Below are 19,859 nucleotides of genomic sequence, written 5' to 3' on the forward strand. Positions count from 1 at the left end.
TCACTTCCCTTCGCCGGGAGTGTCGGCCGCGGAGGCCGAGCCGGGTGGGTTGTCGTCGTGAGATCGGCTGATACGTAGTCCGGCAAGAGTTGCCCCGCCGATGGTTTGTGCTTCGGCTGCTTCGATTCTCGTATCCGGGAAACCGGCCAAGGTGCGCGCGGTCTGTCGGAACGAACACAGTGTGGCACCGCGACTGGGAGTCACGCGTTCTCCGGCGCGGAGCGCATCGACAAGTGAGCGCGCCGATTCCGGAGTCTGGTTGTCGAAGAACTCCCAGTTGATCATCACGACGGGGGCGTAGTCGCACGCCGCATTGCACTCGATGTGTTCGAGGGTGATCTTGCCGTCGGACGTCGAGATGGAGTGTCCGCCTTCGTCTCTGGAACCTGTCGAGCCCAGGTGCTCTTCGAGTGCCGCGAGGATGTCGTCTCCGCCCATGATCGCGCACAGCGTGTTGGTGCAGACTCCGACCAGATACTCACCCGTCGGCCCCCGGCGATACATGGAGTAGAAGGTGGAAACGGCGGCGACCTCGGCGCCCGTCAAACCCAGCTTGGCACTGCAGAAATCGATCCCGGCCGGGGTGATGTAACCGTCCTCGGACTGCACGAGATGAAGGAGTGGCAGGAGGGCGGATCGGCTGGTGGTCGCGGCGGCGTCAGGCTCACGGTAACGAGCGACGAGGGTTTCGGCGTCGGCGTCGAGTCGGGCGAGGACGTCGGGTGGATAGCTCGATCGTGCGCCAGGACGTACCAGTTGCGTGGGCTCCTCCGGACGCGGCCCGAGTTCGATGAACACCCGTGACGAGCCGTTCGGGCCGGTCATCGGTCCACTCCGCCCATGACGGGATCGATACTGGCAACCGAGGCGATCACGTCGGACACCATGCCTCCTTCACACATCGCCGCCACCGCTTGAAGGTTGGTGAATGACGGGTCCCGGAAATGGACGCGGTACGGCCGGGTTCCCCCGTCGCTGACCATGTGCACCCCCAGCTCGCCACGTGGAGACTCGACGGCGACGTACACCTGACCGGGCGGCACACGGATACCCTCGGTGACCAGTTTGAAATGGTGAATGAGACCTTCCATGGAGGATTCCATGATCTTGGCGATGTGCTTCTGCGAGTTGCCGAGGCCATCCGGTCCGACGGCGAGATCGGCAGGCCAGGCGATCTTCCTGTCTTCCACCATGACCGGCCCGGGTTGCAGCTTGTCGAGGCACTGCTCGACGATCTTGAGGGACTCCTTCATCTCCTCGACGCGGATGACGTATCTTCCGTAACAATCCGATCCGTCGTGCGTCACGACGTCGAACTCGTAGTTCTCGTAGCCGCAGTAGGGCTGCGCTCGACGCTGATCGTGGGGGAGCCCCGTGGCGCGCAGGACCGGTCCTGTCACTCCGAGGGCCATGCACCCGGTGAGATCGAGATATCCGATTCCCTGAGTGCGGGCCTTCCAGATGGAGTTGTCGCTGAGCATCAGTTCGACGTCACGCAACCGCTTCGGTAGGACTTTCAACAGGTGTCGTATCTTCGCGACAGACCCGTCGGGTAGATCTTGAGCGAGACCGCCCGGCCTGATGTAGGCGTGATTCATCCGCAGTCCGGTTATCGTCTCGAACACGTCCAGAATCAATTCGCGTTCGCGGAATCCGAACAGCATCGCCGTCACGGCGCCCAGTTCCATCCCGCCGGTCGCCAGGGCGACAAGATGTGACGAGATTCGATTGAGTTCCATCATCATCACGCGAATGACGGTGGCTCGCTCCGGAATGTCGTCGGTGATATCGAGAAGTTTCTCGACCCCGAGGCAGTACGCGGTTTCGTTGAAGAACGGTGACAGGTAGTCCATTCGAGTAACGAAAGTGACGCCCTGCGTCCAGTTCCGGAATTCGAGATTCTTCTCGATTCCGGTGTGCAGGTATCCGATTCCACATCGAGCTTCCACGACCGTCTCACCCTCGATTTCGAGAATGAGGCGCAAGACCCCGTGAGTGGACGGATGCTGCGGACCCATGTTGACCACGATCCGTTCGGCCTCGCCGGTTCGCTGGCGGGCGGCCGCGGTGACTATGTCGTCCCAGTCCTGTCCCGATGCTGTGACGACGGTTTCCGTCGCGGCACCGGAGTTGGTTCCTGTCGTCTCGTTCATCAGTTGTACGACCTACGCTCGTCGGGAGGCGGAGTCTGGGCGCCCTTGTACTCGACCGGGATACCGCCGAGCGGATAATCCTTCCTCTGTGGGTGCCCCTTCCAGTCGTCTGGCATCTCGATGCGGGTCAGGGCCGGATGACCGTCGAAGACGATCCCGAAGAAGTCGTACGTCTCGCGTTCATGCCAGTCATTGGTCGGGTAGATCCCGACGATCGACGGAATATGCGGATCGGAATCCGGCACAGATACTTCCAGCCTGATTCGGCGGTTGTGCGTGATAGAAGCAAGTGGATACACGGCGTGCAGTTCACGACCGGTGTCTTGCGGGTAGTGCACTCCGTCGACACCCAGGCAGAGCTCGAAGCGAAGATCCGGTTCGTCGCGCAGTCTGCGCGCAACCTGCGGCAGGTGGGAGCGTTCGACGTGCAGCGTCATCTCGTCTCGAAAGATCACTACTCGCTCGACTGCATCGGTGAAAGTGCCACCCGCGTTGCTCAATGCCGCGTCCAAGGAATCCGCGACTGCATCGAAATATCCGCCGAAAGGTCGAGAAGCCTTGTCCTCCAGAGAGATCGGAGGGGCGAGCCTGCTGTAGCCCGAGGTGTCGCCAGTTCCGCGGACTCCGAACATCCCTCTCGCGCCGGTGTTACCCGAGGTCATCGCAGAAGCCCCTTCATATCGATGGTGGGGGTGGATGCCAGTGCGGCGCGCTCGGCTGCCGCACGTGCCTCTTCCCGGTTCACGCCGAGGGGCATCTCCTGGATCTTTCGGTGCAGTTCGATGATCGCGTTCAGGAGCATCTCCGGCCGCGGCGGACAGCCGGGCAGGTAGATGTCGACCGGCACGATGTGGTCGACGCCCTGGACCACTGCATAGTTGTTGAACATTCCGCCGGACGACGCGCACACACCCATGGCCAGAACCCATTTCGGCTCGGCCATCTGGTCGTAGACCTGACGAAGTACCGGGCCCATCTTTTGACTGACCCGCCCGGCCACGATCAGAAGATCTGCCTGTCGCGGCGACGCGCGGAAGGCTTCCATGCCGAACCGCGCCAGGTCGAAGCGGCCGGATGTGGTTGCCATCATCTCGATGGCGCAGCACGCGAGCCCGAAGGTGGCAGGCCACAGTGAACCTTTGCGGACATAACCTGCAAGGCCCTCGACCGTGGTCAGTAGAAATCCGCTGGGGAGCTTTTCTTCGAGACCCATATCCGACTCTTTTCAGTCGTAACAGCTTCGGTGTGACCGGTTTTGTCTGACTTCTTTGTGTTGATCGTCTACTCGTCCAGCTAGTCCCAACCGAGACCGCCTCGTCGCCATTCGTATGCGTATGCGACCGAAACGTTGATTATGAAAAGGCCCATGGCCGCTAGACCGAACAAGCCGAGCGAATCGAAGTGCACGGCCCACGGATAGAGGAAGACGATCTCGATGTCGAAAATGATGAACAGCATCGCCGTCAGATAGAACTTGACGGGAAACCGTCCGCCACCAGCGGTGCGGGGTGCCGGTTCGATTCCGCATTCGTACGCTTCGAGCTTTGCCCTGTTGTACCGCTTCGGGCCGACCACGGACGCGAGAACAACCGACACCACGGCGAAGGCCATCGCGATGACCCCGAGAACGAGAATGGGGATGTAAGCGTTCATGTCACCCGAACTCCTCTCCGCTGTGCGGATGTCCGCCTAGCCCGAAGGTGCCGTTAACCCGAAGGTGCCGTTCGAATTCGATACTGCCAGCAATTCACCACTTATGTGACCTGCGACACCCACACTAGGGGAGGCCTCCGACATTGGGTTGATTTTCGAGGTGCCGAGTTTCGCTCGCGAAAGCCCGAAGTAGTCGGCGCCGCAACGAATCACCGCTGCAACGGGTGCTCACCGGCTCAGTTGCCGACGCAGAAGCGCGATGACGGCGGAAGAGAGTTCAATCGGATCTATCGGCTGCGGCACTGAGGCTTCCGCTCTGGACCACGACGCCAGCCACGCGTCGTCGGGTCGACCGGTCAGTACGAGGATCGGTGGACAGTCGACGATCTCGTCCTTGAGTTGTTTCGCGACGCCCATGCCGCCCGCCGGACTCGCCTCACCGTCGAGGATGGCGAGATCGATTCCGCCGGCATCAAGCTTGTCGACGACGATCGGCGCCGTCGCGACCTCGACGTAGTCGATGGTGGGCATCGAAGGATGTGGGCGCTCTCCGAGAGCGAGCCGAACTTGCTCGCGCGTGTGTGCGTCGTCGCTGTAGACGAGGATGCGCACGGGTGCCATGGAGTTGGGCTCTGCGGTCTCGGCGGACACGCGGCCGACGTTACTCCGGGCGGTCACCGGCTACCGGCGAATGTTCGACATCGGCAAGAACTTCCGAGAAATCGCAGCTCGGCTTCACAGCGAACGGCCCCTACCCGGCGATGAACGCCGAAGTAAGGGCCGCCTGAATTACGTGTGTGCTCAGAAGTTTTCGACGAACTTCGTCAGACCCTTGCTTGCCGTTTCCAGGGCCGTCTTCTGCGCTTTCTTCACCAGGAAACCGGGCAGCGGAATCTTGGGATCGATGGTCAGTTCGAAGGTGACCTTGGTTCCACTGTCGGTGGGCGTCAAGACGTACGAGCCGTCCTGCTGGTTCTGCTGGCCGCTCTCGACAAGGGTCCAGGTCACCTTCTCGTCGCCCTCGAAGGTGTAGTCGACTACCTGCTCGTCGTTGATTCCGAGAATGGACACGGCCATGCGAACGCGATGCGGGCGTCCGTCGTCGTGGGTGCTCTCGATGGTGATCTTCTTGTGCGCAGACGACCACTCCGGCAGTCGATCGACCGCGTCGACGGCCTGCATCACCGTCGCCGGATCGGCCTTGATCTCGAATTCCTTGACGCCCGAAACGGCCATGAACGTGCTCCTTCTCGCCTTGCGGCAACGGTTCGTGATTACTGCAGTTGCGCAATTAGATCATTCGGCGATCGGGGTGGCGTCGAACTAGTCCATGCCGTTCTTGCGCATCTGGTCCCGCAACGCGCCCTGAACGGCTTGTGAAACCCACGAGTTGAGGGAAACTCCGTTCTGGTTGGCTGCCTCCTCGGCGCGGGCTTTGATCTGCTCCATCATCCTCAACGTCACTCGGCTGATATCTCCGCTGACGTCGTCGAACGAGTAGGGGGAGTCCTTCTTCTCGTCGCCTGCTTTCTCGTCTGCGCCCTCGCCGTCGATCGGATTCGTCGGGCGGACGACGTCGGTCACGATCTCGTTGCCGTCGAGATTGACTCTGACCTCGCGGCCGTCGAGTTTGGTCCCGATCTCCTTGGCCAACTCCGTCGCCGCGGCCAACAAGACCAGGCGGACCGAGGGTTCGATGGCGGCGGACAACGACGCCGCAATCCGGCGCGTGTGATCGTCGCCGAGTTCGGCTGCGGTGACGAGGTCATTCTGCAGCTTTGCGGTGTACTCCGAAATGTCCATGACACCAGAGTGACGTCAAAAGTGACGTCAGTCAAGGACGTGGTGACGTCACGCGATCTCGGGGGTGGGCGACCGCTATAGAGTTGCCCAGCACCTGAGGCGAACGGCGCCCAGGTTTTGTGCTTGTCGGTTTGTGCTTGCGAGGAGTGGGTTGTGCCGAACACGGTGTCGCTGAAAGTGCAGTTGGTGGCGAAGTCCGAGTTCTTCCCGCCCGAGGACATTCCGTGGGAGACGGACGCGGATGGCGGCGAAGCACTCGTCGAGTTCTCAGGCCGAGCCTGCTACCAGAGTTGGTCCAAACCGAATCCGCGAACGGCAACGAACGCCGGATACTTACGGCATCTGCTCGAGGTCGGGCACGTCTCGGTGCTCGAGCATGCAACCGTGAGCTTCTACATCACCGGTATCTCGCGCTCGTGCACTCACGAATTGATTCGTCACCGGCACTTCTCGTACTCGCAACTCTCGCAGCGATTCGTCCGCGAGAATGATGCGAACGTCGTTGTGCCTCCCGCCGTCGAAGGTGATCCCGAGCTCGAAGCACTGTTTCTGTCTGCCACCGACGAGAGCCGTCGAGCGTACGGCGAGCTGCTGACCGCCCTCGAGGGGAAATTGCAATCAGTGCCCGGTGCCCCGATGCGGGGGAAGCAAGCCAGGCAAGCCGCGCGCTCGGTGCTGCCCAACGCAACCGAGACGCGCTTGGTCGTGACGGGGAACTATCGGGCATGGCGGCACTTCGTCGAGATGCGCGCCACCGAACATGCCGACGTCGAGATCCGGCGAGTCGCGGTCGAGTGCCTACGTCAGCTTCGCGACGTCGCGCCAAATGTGTTCGGGGACTACGAGATTCTCCGCGGAAGCGACGGATCGGAAATCGCCGTCAGCGCATTTGCGGCCGAGTCGTGACTCGTGTGCAGAAGTAAGAGCTGAACCGGGTAACCTTCTGACCATGACCTACGGTGATTCCGCTTCTCTTGTCGAGCGTCCGTTCGGCACCATTTCCGTTGCGATGGTGACCCCGTTCACTGCCGACGGGAAGTTGGACGTCGACGCGGGAGTGCGCCTCGCAGCCCATCTCGTCGACAACGGCTGCGACGGCCTCGTTCTTGCCGGTACCACCGGTGAGTCTCCCACCACCACCGAGTCCGAGAAGCTCGACCTGCTCCGCGCTGTGATCGACGCCGTCGGCAACCGCGCCAAGATCGTCGCAGGCGCCGGCAGTAACGACACCGCGCACAGCGTCGAACTCGCCCGGGATGCGGCCCGCGCCGGAGCGCACGGTCTGCTCGTCGTCACCCCGTACTACTCGCGTCCGCCTCAGGCCGGACTCTTTGCGCACTTCACTGCCGTCGCCAACGCGACCGACCTGCCCGTCATGTTGTACGACATTCCGCCCCGCTCCGTCGTTCCCATCGAGACCGAGACGATCCGCCGACTCGCCGAGCACCCGCGAATCAAGGCCGTCAAGGATGCCAAGGGAGACCTCAACGCCGGCGCAGAGTTGATCGGCACCACCGAGCTTCAGTTCTTCTCCGGTGACGACCCCCTGAACCTGCCGTGGCTCGCTGTCGGTGCTACCGGCTTCGTCAGTGTCATCGGCCACCTTGTTCCGGGTCGCCTCCGTGACCTTCACACCGCGTTCGTGTCCGGCGACATCGCCCGCGCACGCGAGATAAACCTCAGTTTGATCCCTGTGATTCGTTCCGTTGCCCGCCTCGGCGGTGTCAGCGCTTCGAAGGCGGGTCTGCGACTCATCGGAATCGATGTCGGAGAACCACGCCTTCCGCAGGTTGCACCCACTAAAGAGCAGATCGACGGTCTTGCCGCCGATCTGCATGCGGCAGGAGTTTTGTAAATGACCCGTCCCCCCCGACGTCGTAGTGCCAGTCGTCAAGCCGGTCCGCCTTCGCCTCCGGCTCCCGAAACGGCCGCAAAGGCCGCGCCGGTAGAGGCACCAGCTGCGCCGGCGGCAGAAGCGGCCCCCGCCTCAGCCGCCCCGCCCAAGAAGGCCGCAGCAAGCAAGTCTGCACCAGCCAAGTCCGCAGCCTCCAAATCTGCTGCGCCGAAGAAGTCGGCCGAAGACAGGTCGCCCCGCAAATCTTCCGGCGGTAACCGTCCGGCAGCGTCGAAGACGGGCAACGGACGCGGAAACAAGCGCCCCGAGAACCGTCCGGCCGTCGATCCGACGGGTCGCCTCGGAACACCCCCGAAGGCACCGGCATCGGGTCTGCGCATCGTCGCTCTGGGTGGCATCGGCGAAATCGGTCGCAACATGACCGTGTTCGAGCACCGCGGCAAGCTGCTGATCGTCGACTGCGGTGTGCTGTTCCCCGAGGACCAGCAGCCCGGCGTCGACCTGATCCTCCCGGACTTCCGCTACATCGAAGACCGTATGGACGACGTCGAAGCCGTCATCTTGACTCACGGACACGAGGACCACATCGGTGCTCTGCCGTTCTTGCTGCGCCTGCGTGCGGACATTCCGGTCATCGGCGCGAAGTTCACTCTCGCCCTGGTTGCCGCCAAGTGCCGCGAGCATCGCCTGCGTCCGAACCTCGTCGAGGTCGTCGAGGGAAACACGACCACCCACGGCCCGTTCGACTGCGAGTACTTCGCGGTCAACCACTCGATTCCCGACGCTCTCGCGATCGCGATTCGCACCGACGCCGGCGTTGTCCTGCACACCGGTGACATCAAGCTCGATCAGCTGCCTCTCGACGGCCGCCTGACCGACCTCGCCGGATTCTCCCGCCTGGGCGACGAGGGCGTCGACCTGTTCCTCGTCGACTCGACCAACGCCGAGGTTCCGGGATTCGTCACCCCCGAGCGCGAAATCGGGGGAGTGCTCGACAACGTCATCGGCAAGGCGAAGCAGCGTGTCATCGTGGCGTCGTTCGCCAGCCACGTGCACCGCATCCAGCAGGTCGTCGACGTTGCTGCTCGGTACAACCGCCGCATCGTCTTCGTCGGCCGCTCGATGGTCCGCAACATGCAGATCGCACAGGATCTCGGCTACCTCACGGTGCCCGACGGCCTGGTCGTCGACATCGACACCGCCGCCACCCTTCCCGACGATCGCCTCGTTCTCATCTCCACGGGTTCGCAGGGTGAGCCGTTGGCAGCGCTCTCGCGGATGGCTCGCGGCGAACATCGCCAGATCAACATCCGCGCCAACGACCTGGTCGTTCTCGCGTCGTCGCTGATCCCGGGCAACGAGAACTCCGTTTTCGCCGTGGTCAACGGTCTGGCCAAGCGCGGCGCCACCGTCGTGACTCAGCAGAGCGCCAAGGTTCACGTCTCGGGCCACGCGTCCGCCGGTGAGCTGCTGTACCTCTACAACGCGGTTCGGCCCACCAACGCCATGCCTGTTCACGGCGAATGGCGTCACCTGCGTGCGAACGCAGCGCTCGCCAAGGCAACCGGCGTTCCGGAAGAGCGCATCGTGCTGGCCGAGGACGGCGTGGTGGTCGACATGGTCGACGGCCTCGCCGAGATCGTCGGACGCGTACCGGTCGGACACGTCTACGTCGACGGTCTCTCCGTCGGTGACGTCGGTGAGCCGACGCTGTCCGATCGCCTCGTGCTCGGTGAGGGCGGCTTCATCGCCATCACCATCGTCATCAACGAGTCGACGGGCCGCGCGGTCAGTACTCCCGAGGTGTCCGGTCGCGGGTTCTCCGACGATCCGACGGCACTCAAGGACGCCGCGGATCTCGTGGAATCGGACCTGGCACGCTTGGCGAGCGAAGGCGTCATCGACGCTCATCGCATCGCTCAGTCCGTGCGCCGCGTCGTCGGACGTTGGGTCGCGGACAAGTACCGTCGCCGTCCGATGATCATCCCGACGGTCATCGCGGTTCCGTAGATTCGGCACAGCAGGTCGCTTACGCTCGAACCCGATCCGGTTCGAGTACTTTGGCGAAGGTGACCTTCGCTCATGACGAACGACTCGCCCTGGTGGACAGCATGGTCGAATTCGGCCCCGATGCTCCGACACTGTGTGGGGAGTGGACCAATCGCGACCTGGCAGCACACTTGATCGTCCGGGAGCGGCGTCTCGACGCCGCTCCCGGAATCATGTTGAGCCCTCTTGCCGGACACACCGAGAGCGTGCGAAAGTCCGCAGCGGCGCGTCCGTGGGAGGAAATCCTCGACGACGTTCGGAGTGGGCCGCCGCGATGGTCGCCTATGTACTGGCTCGACGCGCAGGTGAACACCACGGAGATGTTCGTCCACCACGAAGATGTACGACGCGCACACCTGAACTGGGCGCCGCGTCCGTTGTCGGAGGGTCGGCAGGCTCAGCTGTGGAAGTACGCACGACAGGTCGGCAAGATGGGCTACCGCAAGGCCGCTGTCGAGGTAATTTTCGAACTTCCCTCCGGCGAGAGTGCGGTCGTCCACAAATCCGGCTCTCGCAGTGTTGTTCTACAAGGTGAACCCGCCGAGTTGTTGCTGCATGCTTTCGGTCGCAACGAAGTGCAGATCGAAGCCAAAGGTGAACTGGCCGACGTTCAATCTGTGATGGCGCTCGATCGCAGTTTCTGATTGCCTTTTTCAACCTGAGTGGAGCTCCGCAGACGGGTTGTGAAGATCACGTTTCGCACTCGCGACCAGTGTTGCTGGTGTTGCGGATGGTCCAGATGGGGTCGCACAGACTAGCCTGAACTCCATGGCAGGTAAGTCGAGCGCCCGGGGATCCAGTACAAGCACGTCCACGTCCAGGGCATCGACCAGGTCGTCAGCCTCTACTCCGAGCGCCCGAGCGACCGCAAAACCTCGTACGTCGCGCACCACACGGACCGTGTCGACTCCTCGCAACGTCACGACTTCGGCCAGGGCTGGTGGGCGTCCGGCCTCGGGCAAGGGCTCCAAGCCAGCGCCGAAGAAGGCGTCCGGTACGTCGTCGGCCGCGCGTCGCCCGGTATCGAAAACGTCTCAGCGGGCCAGTCCGTTGGCGGCTGTCGGGAAGGGAATCGGAGCCGGGTGGTCCCTGGCTGCCCGCGGCGTCGGCGCCACCACACGCACCGTCAGTAAGGTCGGCGAGATCGAAGCCGGCCACCGCCGCGACGGAATAGCGCTCGGTCTGATCGCATTCAGCGTCGTCATCGCCGGCGGCGTCTGGTTCAAGGCCGGTGGCCCGATCGGCGGCGGCATCGACACCCTCGTGCGCGCGATCTTCGGCGCGGCCTCGGCCGTGCTCCCCATCGTCGGCGTCGGCCTTGCGATTCTGCTGATGCGCACCGAACCTAAACCTGAGATCCGGCCCCGACTGATCATGGGATCGTTGCTGGTCGGTCTGCCGGCGCTCGGCCTCTGGCACATCATCTCGGGTTCACCGACAGACTCCACCGGTCGCTCCAACGGCGCAGGGTTCGTCGGGTACGTCGTGGGCGGCCCGCTCACCAACGGGCTCACCGTCTGGCTGTCCGCGCCGCTGCTGGTCATCGCTGCCGGATTCGGAATCCTCCTTCTGACCGGAACCACTCTGCGTGAGGTGCCGAGCAAGTTCCAGTCCTTCTTCGGTGCCTCGTATCGCTCGGACGAATACGGCGACTACGGATCCGAATTCGACGAGGACGGCGAGCACCACTACGGCGAATCTGCTTACGATCCTTCACTGTTCGATGCCGACGGCTATCCGGTCGACACCTACGCCGAGCCACCGCTCAAGCCCGCCAAGCGGACCAGCCGACGCGCACCGATCGACAACTACCCGACGGACGAGTTCGAATCCGGCGACAAGAAGACCGAAGTACTCGGTCTGTGGAACGCCGACGAAACCGCGGTACCCGACGAGCCCGTCGTGGCTGCGGCGGCGCCCGTCGTGGAGACTCCGGCGCCGCGCCCCAAGGTGCCGGCCCGTTCGGTCCCCATCGCCAAACCGGTGCCGAAACCCGAACCCGAGCCGGAGGAGAAGGAACACTTCGTCACCGATCGGGTCACCGACGGCGACTACAACCTCCCACCGACGACGTTGCTGATCGAGGGCGACCCGCCCAAGCTCCGCAGTTCTGCGAACGACGCGATGATCGAGGCGATCAGCGAGGTCCTCGAACAGTTCAAGATCGATGCCGCCGTTACCGGATTCACCCGCGGCCCGACAGTGACGCGTTACGAGGTCGAACTCGGCCCAGGCGTGAAGGTCGAGAAAATCACCGCGCTCGCTCGCAACATCGCTTATGCGGTGGCAACCGACAACGTTCGTCTCCTCGCCCCCATTCCGGGTAAGTCCGCGGTGGGCATCGAGGTACCGAACTCCGACCGCGAAATGGTTCGCCTCGCCGACGTGCTGAACGCGCCGAGCACCCGACGCGATCACCACCCACTGGTGATCGGTCTGGGCAAGGACATCGAAGGCGACTTCGTCAGTGCCAACCTCGCGAAGATGCCCCACCTTCTGGTGGCAGGTTCGACCGGCTCGGGTAAGTCGAGCTTCGTGAACTCGATGCTCGTCTCGTTGCTCACCCGAGCAACGCCGGAAGAAGTACGGATGATCCTCATCGACCCGAAAATGGTCGAGCTCACGCCGTACGAAGGTATCCCGCACCTGATCACGCCGATCATCACTCAGCCGAAGAAGGCAGCGGCAGCGCTGGCTTGGTTGGTAGAGGAGATGGAACAGCGCTACCAGGACATGCAGGCCAACCGGGTGCGTCATATCGACGACTTCAACTCCAAGGTCAAGTCCGGCGAAATCACCGCCCCGCTGGGCAGCGAGCGCGTCTACCGTCCGTACCCCTACATCCTGGCAATCGTGGACGAGCTCGCAGACCTCATGATGACCGCGCCGCGCGACGTCGAAGAAGCAATCGTCCGCATCACCCAGAAAGCCCGTGCTGCCGGTATCCACTTGGTGCTGGCAACACAGCGCCCGTCCGTCGACGTCGTCACCGGCCTGATCAAGACCAACGTGCCTTCGCGTCTGGCGTTCGCGACGTCTTCACTGACGGACTCGCGAGTCATCCTCGATCAGCCCGGCGCCGAGAAGCTCATCGGTATGGGTGACGGCCTCTTCCTGCCCATGGGTGCGGGTAAGCCGACCCGTATGCAGGGCGCGTTCATCACCGACGAAGAAATCTCGGCGGTCGTCGACTTCGCGAAGAACCAGGCGGAACCCGAGTACACCGAAGGTGTCACCGCGCAGAAGGCCGGGGAGAAGAAAGACGTCGATCCTGACATCGGGGACGACATGGACGTCCTCCTGCAGGCCGTGGAATTGGTGATCACCAGCCAGTTCGGCTCGACGTCGATGCTGCAGCGCAAACTGCGCGTCGGGTTCGCCAAGGCCGGCCGACTCATGGACCTCATGGAAAACCGCGGCGTCGTCGGACCCAGCGAGGGCTCGAAGGCTCGCGAGGTACTCATGAAGCCCGAGGAACTCGACGGTCTGCTGTGGTCGATTCGCGGCGGCGACCCGGACGAGGCACCCGCAGACGAGTAGGGACACCTCGGCGGACAAACCGTCGACAGACGACCGGAGGAACCCGTGCATGTGACGCCGTTGGCTTGGGGAATCACGATCGTGGTGATCCTCGGTCTGTTCGTCTTCGACTTCTTCGCCCACGTCCGCACTCCGCACGCGCCGACGTTCCGGGAGTCCGCATTCTGGTCGACGGTCTACATCTCGATCGCCGTCGTCTTCGGTCTCGTCGTGATGTGGATCTGGGGCACCACGTACGGCGGTGAGTACTTCGCCGGCTACGTCACGGAAAAGGCGCTCTCGGTCGACAATCTGTTCGTCTTCGTGATCATCATGTCGACCTTCGCGGTACCACGAGAGTTCCAGCAGAAAGTCCTGCTGATCGGTATCGTCCTCGCGTTGGTGATGCGCGGAATCTTCATCGGTGTCGGTGCCGCCGCCATCAACGCGTACAGCTGGGTGTTCTACCTCTTCGGTGCGTTCCTGATCTACACCGCGTACACCCTGATCCGCGATCACGGGCATGAGAAGGAGGCAGAGGAGAAGCGCGACAGTCGCATTATCTCGCTCGTGAAACGGGTGCTGCCGACAACCGAGGAATACGACGGGGACAAACTGATCACCCGGATCGACGGCAAGCGCGTCGTGACGCCGTTGTTGTTGGCGCTCATTGCAATCGGGTTTGCCGACGTGCTCTTCGCGCTCGATTCGATTCCGGCGATCTACGGTCTGACCCAGGAACCCTATCTGGTGTTCACCGCCAACGCCTTCGCGCTGATGGGCCTACGGCAGCTGTACTTCCTGATCGGCGGATTGCTCGAACGGCTGGTCTATCTCTCGTACGGGCTCTCGATAATCCTGGCGTTCATCGGCGTGAAATTGGTACTGCACGCGTTGCACGAGAACACTCTCTCGTTCGTCAACGGAGGTGAACACGTCTCCGTGCCGGAAATCTCCACGGCACTCTCACTCGGAGTGATCATCGGAGTACTGGCGGTGACGACGGTCGCGAGCCTGTTGAAGACTCGCGACCGGGCGGGGGAGTAAGCCGGGGCCGAGGCTCTCAGGCGCTGAACTGACCCAATACCGGGACCCACTCGGTGATGCGGACGTTCTCGATCAAATCGGCGATCGCGAACGGATCGTGGGTGAAGAGGAGCGAAACGGTGTCGGCGTCGGCGGCGTCGACGATGATCAGCGCGCCGTTTCCATCTGCAAACGGGCCGGATGACAGAACGATCGAGCGGGAGACCAGATCCGCGAGCCACGCGCGGTGATCGCCACGGACTTCGTCGCGCTGAGGGTTCTTCTCGGGAGCGTAGGTGTATTCGACGAGAAACAACGACATCGTGACCGCTTTCGGGGACTGGTGATCGAGACAGGTGTGTGTGAAGAGCAGGGTGTGAGAAGAGTCTGAACGGTTCAGAGAGTCAGGAGCATGCGAGTGTTGCCGAGTGTGTTGGGTTTCACATAGCTCAGGTCGAGGAACTCGGCGACACCGGCGTCGTACGAACGACACATCTCGGCGTAGACCTCGGCGGTGACGGGAGTGCCGTCGATCTCCGCGAATCCGTGACGGTGGAAGAACTCGGTCTCGAACGTCAGAACGAACAACCGTTCCAACTCCAATTCCTTGGCGACCTCGATGAGTTTGTCGACGACATGGAAACCTGCACCCTGCCCCTTGGCTGTCGGATCGACTGCGACGGTGCGGATCTCACCCAGGTCTGCCCACAACACATGCAAAGCGCCGCAGGCGATTACCTGATTACCGCGCTCGGCGACCCAGAACTCCTGGACGGCCTCGTACAGCGTCACGAGGTTCTTCTCGAGCAGGATCTTGCCGGCGTAGATGTCGATGAGGCGCTTGATTTCGGGGATGTCCGACGTTCGCGCGCGACGCACGATCAACTGGCTCTCGGTATAGGTCGGCGCGGTCGAAGTCATGTGGTGCACATTAGTCAATGCCCCTACCGATATTCTAAGTCGCGTGCCTGTCCGCCCCACGCAATTCCCGCGCCGCTCGGCTGTATCCCGGGTTCGGCTCACCGCTCGTGCGGTGATCCGATGAGTACCCCGCGCGATCAGACCGACGCCCATCGCGCTGCCGTCGGCCCGTCCGACGGCACACCTGTCGCGGACAACCCGGTTCCATTGCTGAACATCGCGAACATTCTCACGATGGTTCGAATGGTTCTCGTTCCCGTGTTTCTCGTTGTTCTCTTCGTCGACGGCGGACACTCGACGTGGTGGCGTCTCGGGGCGATGGGCGTGTTCATCGTGGCCGCGATCACGGATCGGATCGACGGCCAATTGGCTCGGAAATACGGTCTGGTCACGGATTTCGGGAAACTCATGGACCCGATCGCGGACAAGGCGCTGATCGGAGCCGCGCTCATCGGGCTCTCGGTTCTGGGTGATTTGTCATGGTGGGTGACCGGAGTGATCATCGCCCGAGAACTCGGAATCACGCTGCTGCGGTTCGCGGTTCTGCGGCACGCGGTCATCCCGGCGGGCAAGGGCGGCAAGCTCAAGACCCTCGTGCAGGCCGTCGCGATCGGCTTCTACCTGTGCCCACTGCCGAGCAGTTGGGACATCGTCAGCGGGTTGCTGATGGCTGCTGCCGTCGTGCTGACGGTGGCGACGGGAATCGAATACATCGTGCAGGCGATCAGGCTTCGCGCCGGAGTTCGCGCAGTCGAGTCATGACCGATCCGCTGCTCGGACTCGGAGTGGCCGAACTGGTCGAGGTCCTCGGTGCCGCGGGGCAGACTGTCGCCGCCGCCGAATCTCTGACGGCCGGATTGTTCACTGCAGCGGTTGCGTCGGTGCCGGGATCGAGCGCTGTGCTGCGCGGAGGGCTGGTCGTGTACGCGACCGACCTGAAGGCGACGCTGGCTGGCGTGGACCCCGATCGCCTGGCAACAGACGGCCCCGTGTCCGCGAGCACCGCGGTGGCTTTGGCGCTCGGTGCCCGCTCGAGGTGCGGCGCCGACTGGGGTGTCGGTCTGACGGGGGTCGCCGGTCCGAGTGAGCAGGACGGACACCCGGTCGGAACGGTGTTTCTCGGTATCGCCGGCCCGGACGGAACCGAATGCGTACCGCTCGCGCTCGGCGGCGAACGGTGGGAGATTCGAACAACCGCAGTCGCGACTGCCGTGTCGCGGTTACGTGATCGTGTCGCAGAGCGCGCGGCACGATAGGCTCGGGAACCAATCGGATGTGTTCGGACGTTGACGATTGTGAAGACGTACGACCATGCACGATGAGGTCACGGATGAAGGAGGAGCGAGATGGCGCTGCTATTGCGTGAGGCAATCGGTGACAGTCTCCGGCGTACGCGCGTTTCGCAGAGCCGCACGCTACGTGAGGTGTCGAACAGCGCGCGTGTGAGCTTGGGCTATCTGTCCGAAGTGGAACGTGGACGTAAGGAAGCATCGAGCGAACTGTTGGCAGCGATCTGTGATGCGCTCGCAGTCCCACTGTCCGACGTGCTGGTCGACGTGAGCGAGACCCTGGCCACGAAGAAGAGCGCTCCGGTAGCGAGTCGACAGGTCACCGAACCTGCCGTGTCGGCATCCGGTTCTGTCTCGGCTTCCGGTTCGCCGACTATCGCACGCGATACCCGCGTCGTGATTCCGGCACCGAACGCTCGAAGGTTGGCGGCGGCGTAGCCACTACCGGCCGTAACCGATAGATTTTGTACGTAACCGCCGGTTTCCAGCAGGTGGGGTCAGAGCAGATAGGGCGCAGCCCTTGTTTCGGTGCGCGACGGTCGCGCTCCGGGTCGCGTTCGGCGCGGCGCATCAGATGGAGGCAGGATCAAACCAATGGCTAATCCTTTCGTCAAGGGCTGGAAGTACCTGATGGCGCTCTTCAATTCGAAGATCGATGAGAAGGCAGATCCAAAGGTTCAGATTCAGCAGGCGATCGAGGACGCACAGCGCCAGCATCAGGCGTTGTCCCAGCAGGCTGCGTCGGTGATCGGTAATCAGCGTCAACTCGAGATGAAGCTCAGCCGTCAGCTCGACGAGGTCGAGAAGCTCAACGCCAACGCGCGCCAGGCCGTCAACCTCGCCGATCAGGCCGCTGCTGCCGGCGACAACGACAAGGCGATCCAGTACACCAACGCTGCCGAGGCTTTCGCGGCTCAGTTGGTGACGGCCGAGCAGGGCGTCGAGGATCTGAAGGCACTGCACGACCAGTCCTTGCAGGCGGCCGCTCAGGCCAAGAAGGCCGTCGAGCAGAACGCGATGACTCTGCAGGCAAAGGTTGCCGAGCGCACCAAGCTGCTCAGCCAGCTCGAGCAGGCCAAGATGCAGGAGCGCGTGAGCGAGTCGCTTCGTTCCATGGACAGCACGCTGTCGGCTCCGGGCAACACACCCAGCCTCGATGCTGTGCGCGACAAGATCGAACGTCGCTACGCCGACGCACTCGGCTCTGCCGAGCTCGCTCAGAACTCCGTTCAAGGCCGCATGATGGAGGTCCAGCAGGCTTCGGTCCAGATGGCAGGGCACAGTCGCCTCGAACAGATTCGTGCATCCATGAAGGGCGAGGCACTGCCGTCCGGCGGCGCAGCGGCCACTCCTGCGACTCCGTCCGTCGAGAAGCAGCCCCCGGCTGCCGGTCAGACCGGGCAGTAGCCGAATCCTCGATGTCGGCAGTGATGCTCTGATGTTTTCTTCACGAGACGGTCGATCTGGGCGTGAGCCCCGGTCGGCCGTTCCCGTTTCCGTATCCGGCGCTTTCGGAGCATTGGGACGCACCGCGGACACATTGCGCGAGGTCGGTCTGTCTGCGGCGGATGCAGCTCGGCGGTGGCAGGACCCGCGCGCCAAATTCGAACGCAAACGTGCCCGAGCGCGTCGACGAGCGCAGCGTTGGGGTTTCATGTCAGGCGGATCCGTGGTCGGCACTGCCGGCCTCGCAGTAGCGTCCGCTCCAGAGTGGTCGGTGGTCGTGGCAGGCGGGGGAGCGGCACTGTTCGCGGTTCCCGCCGTCATCGCGGTCGGCCGTTACCGTTCGATGAGTTCCGGCCCACCGCCGTCCGCGCCGATTCGCCGGCGGTTGCCACCGTCGTCGTCTCGCGCGTTCATCCCGATGTCTCGCCTGATCGGCGCCGAGACTTCGCTGTTCGAGATCTTGAGTGTGCTCAGGCGTGCCGACACCATCGACCCCGGCGAGTTGGACGAAATCACCGTCACCGCTGATTCGGCATTGAGAGCGATGTTCGCGGTGTCCTCGGACGTGGTCGCGATGGAACGCGCGGTTGCCGCGACGCCCAAGGTGACCGAACCTCTCGATCCCACTATCGACAGCGCCGTACGTGAATTGCAGTCGGGGTTGGATCAGTACGAGGATCTGGTGACCTCGGCCGCAGCCTTGACCGCGCCCCACAGCCCGTCGGCACTGGTGGGGTTCAATCGAGAACTCTCGGCGTTGCACGCAGCCGCCGAGCGACTCTCGGCGCTTGCCGACGCCATCGGTGAGGTGGACGACATCACCCGCAAGTACAACTGACAGCTCTCGGTCTGATCGGCGCTCAGTCGTCGGCGCCGCGGGCTGCCAACGCCTCACCCATCGCATCCGCGGTCATCAGCGTGCCGACGATGACCGGCACGGCGAAAGAACGTAGCGAGAAGCCGAGTCCACGCGCCTTGCGTGCCTCGGACACCTGCGTGATGACCTCGAACATGAGCGGGATGCACCGGATCGTCATTGCAAGGAGCAGGGCGATCCGTTCGGGATTGATGCCGAAGCGTCGCAAGGGCGTCAGGAATCTGGTGATCGCGTCGAGCATCTCGGAGATCCGTGTGGTCAGACCCATGATCGCCGCGAAGGCGATCGAAATGATCAGAACGCCGCAAACGACGGCCGCTCGCTGCCATCCCGCGACCACCAGCTGGAATGCCCCGATGAAGAGCAACATCCACAGTGCCGGACGCAGTTGCCGGAGTGCCGTCATCGGAGGAATGCGCGCAATCACGTACAGCGCAACAACGACGATCGCAGGAGCTGCCAGCTGCCAGGGCTCACGCACGAAGATCGAGACTGCGAGGATCGCCGCGATCAAGGCGACGAGCTTGATCCCCGTCGGCATCCGGTGCAGCAGTGACGTGCCCGGGCGGTAGACGCCGAGGGTGGTCACGAGACCAACGACCGGTAGTGATCGATGGAGTCGGCGGGGGATCCGTCCGCGACGACGCGCCCTTGGTCGACAACCAACACCCGTTCGAAGGATTCGAGGAGATCGAGTTGGTGGGTCACGACGATCAGTTGCTGATCGAGAGACTCGAATACCGAGCTGATCAGCCGAGAGTTGCGAAGGTCGAGGAGCGTGGTGGGTTCGTCGGCGACCAGTACGGTCGGTTCCGTCACCATGACGGCCGCGAGCGCGAGAAGCTGTTTCTGCCCGCCCGAAAGCTGGTGGGTGGGATGGTCGGCGTGCCCGGCGAGGCCGTAGCGTTCGAGCACCGAGGCCACCTTTGCGGCGCGCTCGGTTTTGCCCGATCCGCTACGGCGGAGCGAGAATTCGATGTCCTCGGCAACCGTCGGCATCACGATCTGGTGGTTGGGATCGGTGAAGACGAATCCGACCTGCCGGCGTACGTCGCGGCCCTTCTTCGCCGTGTCCAAGCCGTTGACGTGGACGTGTCCTTCCGTCGGAACGACCAGTCCGTTGATCATGCGAGCGAGGGTCGACTTGCCGCTTCCGTTCGCACCCACGATCCCGATTCGCTGCTCGCTCAGACGCAGATCTATCTGCTGCAGGACCGTTCGTTCACCGAAGCGGTGTCCGACGTTCTCGAAGACGATCTCACTCATCG

The 19,859-nt window shown here is 63.1% G+C and carries 23 protein-coding genes; 11 read left to right on the plus strand and 12 right to left on the minus strand.

The window, feature by feature from the left end; genetic code table 11:
* From nuoE to V3587_RS07710, 8 genes are all read right to left on the minus strand, one after another.
* Positions 1-825, minus strand: coding sequence for an NADH-quinone oxidoreductase subunit NuoE (nuoE, locus tag V3587_RS07675; protein WP_200315122.1), 825 nt, complete (start codon positions 823-825; stop codon positions 1-3).
* Positions 822-2,153: an NADH dehydrogenase (quinone) subunit D gene (gene nuoD, locus V3587_RS07680; RefSeq protein ID WP_095970589.1), complete on the minus strand. Its 1,332-nt coding sequence runs from the start codon at positions 2,151-2,153 to the stop codon at positions 822-824. The genes nuoE and nuoD overlap by 4 nt, the downstream gene beginning before the upstream one ends.
* Positions 2,153-2,815 carry an NADH-quinone oxidoreductase subunit C gene (locus V3587_RS07685; RefSeq protein WP_200315120.1) on the minus strand — a complete coding sequence of 221 codons (663 nt, stop codon included), beginning with the start codon at positions 2,813-2,815 and terminating at the stop codon, positions 2,153-2,155. The genes nuoD and V3587_RS07685 overlap by 1 nt, the downstream gene beginning before the upstream one ends.
* A complete protein-coding gene (locus V3587_RS07690; protein WP_095970587.1) occupies positions 2,812-3,366 on the minus strand; it encodes a NuoB/complex I 20 kDa subunit family protein in 555 nt (184 codons plus the stop codon). Before V3587_RS07690 ends, V3587_RS07685 begins: the two co-directional genes overlap by 4 nt.
* 80 nt (positions 3,367-3,446) lie before the next feature.
* Positions 3,447-3,806, minus strand: a complete 360-nt coding sequence (locus tag V3587_RS07695) for an NADH-quinone oxidoreductase subunit A (RefSeq protein WP_283376318.1) — start codon at positions 3,804-3,806, stop codon at positions 3,447-3,449.
* Positions 3,807-4,034: 228 nt separating this feature from the next.
* Positions 4,035-4,427 (minus strand): Rv3143 family two-component system response regulator, encoded by a 393-nt coding sequence (locus V3587_RS07700; protein ID WP_095970743.1) that lies wholly within the window; start codon positions 4,425-4,427, stop codon positions 4,035-4,037.
* A 180-nt stretch (positions 4,428-4,607) separates the two neighbouring features.
* Positions 4,608-5,042, minus strand: a complete 435-nt coding sequence (locus tag V3587_RS07705; RefSeq protein WP_283376319.1) for an SRPBCC family protein — start codon at positions 5,040-5,042, stop codon at positions 4,608-4,610.
* An 87-nt stretch (positions 5,043-5,129) separates the two neighbouring features.
* Complete coding sequence (locus tag V3587_RS07710; RefSeq protein ID WP_095970585.1) at positions 5,130-5,609, minus strand: toxin-antitoxin system HicB family antitoxin; 480 nt, start codon at positions 5,607-5,609, stop codon at positions 5,130-5,132.
* 153 nt (positions 5,610-5,762) lie between these two features.
* Between V3587_RS07710 and thyX the strand changes: the two genes are divergently transcribed.
* The 6 genes from thyX (at position 5,763) to V3587_RS07740 (ending at position 14,079) form a co-directional block, all read left to right on the plus strand.
* Positions 5,763-6,515: an FAD-dependent thymidylate synthase gene (thyX, locus tag V3587_RS07715; RefSeq protein WP_095970584.1), complete on the plus strand. Its 753-nt coding sequence runs from the start codon at positions 5,763-5,765 to the stop codon at positions 6,513-6,515.
* Positions 6,516-6,558: 43 nt separating this feature from the next.
* Entirely contained in the window at positions 6,559-7,464 is a 906-nt protein-coding gene (dapA, locus tag V3587_RS07720; protein ID WP_003942142.1) for a 4-hydroxy-tetrahydrodipicolinate synthase, read from the plus strand.
* The gene (locus V3587_RS07725) at positions 7,465-9,474 is read left to right on the plus strand and encodes a ribonuclease J (RefSeq protein ID WP_283376320.1); all 2,010 of its coding nucleotides are present in this window, start codon (positions 7,465-7,467) and stop codon (positions 9,472-9,474) included. It begins immediately after the preceding gene.
* A 59-nt stretch (positions 9,475-9,533) separates the two neighbouring features.
* Complete coding sequence (locus tag V3587_RS07730; protein WP_095970582.1) at positions 9,534-10,157, plus strand: TIGR03085 family metal-binding protein; 624 nt, start codon at positions 9,534-9,536, stop codon at positions 10,155-10,157.
* Positions 10,158-10,281: 124 nt separating this feature from the next.
* On the plus strand, positions 10,282-13,053 hold the full coding sequence (locus V3587_RS07735; RefSeq protein WP_166809570.1) for a DNA translocase FtsK: 2,772 nt from the start codon (positions 10,282-10,284) through the stop codon (positions 13,051-13,053).
* A gap of 45 nt (positions 13,054-13,098) precedes the next feature.
* Positions 13,099-14,079: a TerC family protein gene (locus V3587_RS07740; RefSeq protein WP_069146046.1), complete on the plus strand. Its 981-nt coding sequence runs from the start codon at positions 13,099-13,101 to the stop codon at positions 14,077-14,079.
* 16 nt (positions 14,080-14,095) lie between these two features.
* Here the strand turns inward: V3587_RS07740 and V3587_RS07745 are convergent, their stop codons facing one another.
* Both V3587_RS07745 and V3587_RS07750 read right to left on the minus strand, forming a co-directional pair.
* On the minus strand, positions 14,096-14,380 hold the full coding sequence (locus V3587_RS07745; protein ID WP_095970580.1) for a YciI family protein: 285 nt from the start codon (positions 14,378-14,380) through the stop codon (positions 14,096-14,098).
* A gap of 74 nt (positions 14,381-14,454) precedes the next feature.
* Positions 14,455-14,979, minus strand: coding sequence for an amino-acid N-acetyltransferase (locus V3587_RS07750; protein ID WP_095970579.1), 525 nt, complete (start codon positions 14,977-14,979; stop codon positions 14,455-14,457).
* A gap of 120 nt (positions 14,980-15,099) precedes the next feature.
* Between V3587_RS07750 and pgsA the strand changes: the two genes are divergently transcribed.
* The 5 genes from pgsA to pspM all read left to right on the plus strand — a co-directional run bounded on the left by pgsA (position 15,100) and on the right by pspM (position 18,552).
* Positions 15,100-15,741, plus strand: coding sequence for a CDP-diacylglycerol--glycerol-3-phosphate 3-phosphatidyltransferase (gene pgsA / locus V3587_RS07755; protein ID WP_003942125.1), 642 nt, complete (start codon positions 15,100-15,102; stop codon positions 15,739-15,741).
* On the plus strand, positions 15,738-16,235 hold the full coding sequence (locus tag V3587_RS07760; protein WP_283376321.1) for a CinA family protein: 498 nt from the start codon (positions 15,738-15,740) through the stop codon (positions 16,233-16,235). Before pgsA ends, V3587_RS07760 begins: the two co-directional genes overlap by 4 nt.
* A gap of 90 nt (positions 16,236-16,325) precedes the next feature.
* Entirely contained in the window at positions 16,326-16,706 is a 381-nt protein-coding gene (locus V3587_RS07765; RefSeq protein WP_095970577.1) for a helix-turn-helix domain-containing protein, read from the plus strand.
* Between the two features lie 156 nt (positions 16,707-16,862).
* The gene (pspA, locus tag V3587_RS07770; RefSeq protein WP_003942098.1) at positions 16,863-17,675 is read left to right on the plus strand and encodes a phage shock protein PspA; all 813 of its coding nucleotides are present in this window, start codon (positions 16,863-16,865) and stop codon (positions 17,673-17,675) included.
* Positions 17,676-17,706: 31 nt separating this feature from the next.
* Complete coding sequence (gene pspM, locus V3587_RS07775; RefSeq protein WP_235172102.1) at positions 17,707-18,552, plus strand: phage shock envelope stress response protein PspM; 846 nt, start codon at positions 17,707-17,709, stop codon at positions 18,550-18,552.
* Positions 18,553-18,574: 22 nt separating this feature from the next.
* On the opposite strand, the gene V3587_RS07780 is transcribed toward pspM, so the two are convergent.
* Positions 18,575-19,180, minus strand: coding sequence for an energy-coupling factor transporter transmembrane component T family protein (locus V3587_RS07780; RefSeq protein ID WP_283376322.1), 606 nt, complete (start codon positions 19,178-19,180; stop codon positions 18,575-18,577).
* Entirely contained in the window at positions 19,177-19,857 is a 681-nt protein-coding gene (locus tag V3587_RS07785) for an energy-coupling factor ABC transporter ATP-binding protein (RefSeq protein ID WP_166809568.1), read from the minus strand. The genes V3587_RS07780 and V3587_RS07785 overlap by 4 nt, the downstream gene beginning before the upstream one ends.
* Between the last annotated feature and the right edge of the window lie 2 nt (positions 19,858-19,859).

It is taken from the genome of Rhodococcus sp. IEGM 1306, from assembly GCF_036541985.1.
Classification (GTDB): Bacteria; Actinomycetota; Actinomycetes; order Mycobacteriales; family Mycobacteriaceae; genus Rhodococcus_F; species Rhodococcus_F qingshengii.

Bases quoted from the DNA above. Each gene is read 5' to 3' on its own strand.
- nuoE (WP_200315122.1), bottom strand. From the start codon at position 825: ATGACCGGCCCGAACGGCTCGTCACGGGTGTTCATCGAACTCGGGCCG.
- nuoD (WP_095970589.1), bottom strand. From the start codon at position 2,153: ATGAACGAGACGACAGGAACCAACTCCGGTGCCGCGACGGAAACCGTC.
- V3587_RS07685 (WP_200315120.1), bottom strand. From the start codon at position 2,815: ATGACCTCGGGTAACACCGGCGCGAGAGGGATGTTCGGAGTCCGCGGA.
- V3587_RS07690 (WP_095970587.1), bottom strand. From the start codon at position 3,366: ATGGGTCTCGAAGAAAAGCTCCCCAGCGGATTTCTACTGACCACGGTC.
- V3587_RS07695 (WP_283376318.1), bottom strand. From the start codon at position 3,806: ATGAACGCTTACATCCCCATTCTCGTTCTCGGGGTCATCGCGATGGCC.
- V3587_RS07700 (WP_095970743.1), bottom strand. From the start codon at position 4,427: ATGGCACCCGTGCGCATCCTCGTCTACAGCGACGACGCACACACGCGC.
- V3587_RS07705 (WP_283376319.1), bottom strand. From the start codon at position 5,042: ATGGCCGTTTCGGGCGTCAAGGAATTCGAGATCAAGGCCGATCCGGCG.
- V3587_RS07710 (WP_095970585.1), bottom strand. From the start codon at position 5,609: ATGGACATTTCGGAGTACACCGCAAAGCTGCAGAATGACCTCGTCACC.
- dapA (WP_003942142.1), top strand. From the start codon at position 6,559: ATGACCTACGGTGATTCCGCTTCTCTTGTCGAGCGTCCGTTCGGCACC.
- V3587_RS07725 (WP_283376320.1), top strand. From the start codon at position 7,465: ATGACCCGTCCCCCCCGACGTCGTAGTGCCAGTCGTCAAGCCGGTCCG.
- V3587_RS07735 (WP_166809570.1), top strand. From the start codon at position 10,282: ATGGCAGGTAAGTCGAGCGCCCGGGGATCCAGTACAAGCACGTCCACG.
- V3587_RS07745 (WP_095970580.1), bottom strand. From the start codon at position 14,380: ATGTCGTTGTTTCTCGTCGAATACACCTACGCTCCCGAGAAGAACCCT.
- V3587_RS07750 (WP_095970579.1), bottom strand. From the start codon at position 14,979: ATGACTTCGACCGCGCCGACCTATACCGAGAGCCAGTTGATCGTGCGT.
- pgsA (WP_003942125.1), top strand. From the start codon at position 15,100: ATGAGTACCCCGCGCGATCAGACCGACGCCCATCGCGCTGCCGTCGGC.
- V3587_RS07760 (WP_283376321.1), top strand. From the start codon at position 15,738: ATGACCGATCCGCTGCTCGGACTCGGAGTGGCCGAACTGGTCGAGGTC.
- V3587_RS07765 (WP_095970577.1), top strand. From the start codon at position 16,326: ATGGCGCTGCTATTGCGTGAGGCAATCGGTGACAGTCTCCGGCGTACG.
- pspA (WP_003942098.1), top strand. From the start codon at position 16,863: ATGGCTAATCCTTTCGTCAAGGGCTGGAAGTACCTGATGGCGCTCTTC.
- pspM (WP_235172102.1), top strand. From the start codon at position 17,707: ATGTTTTCTTCACGAGACGGTCGATCTGGGCGTGAGCCCCGGTCGGCC.
- V3587_RS07785 (WP_166809568.1), bottom strand. From the start codon at position 19,857: ATGAGTGAGATCGTCTTCGAGAACGTCGGACACCGCTTCGGTGAACGA.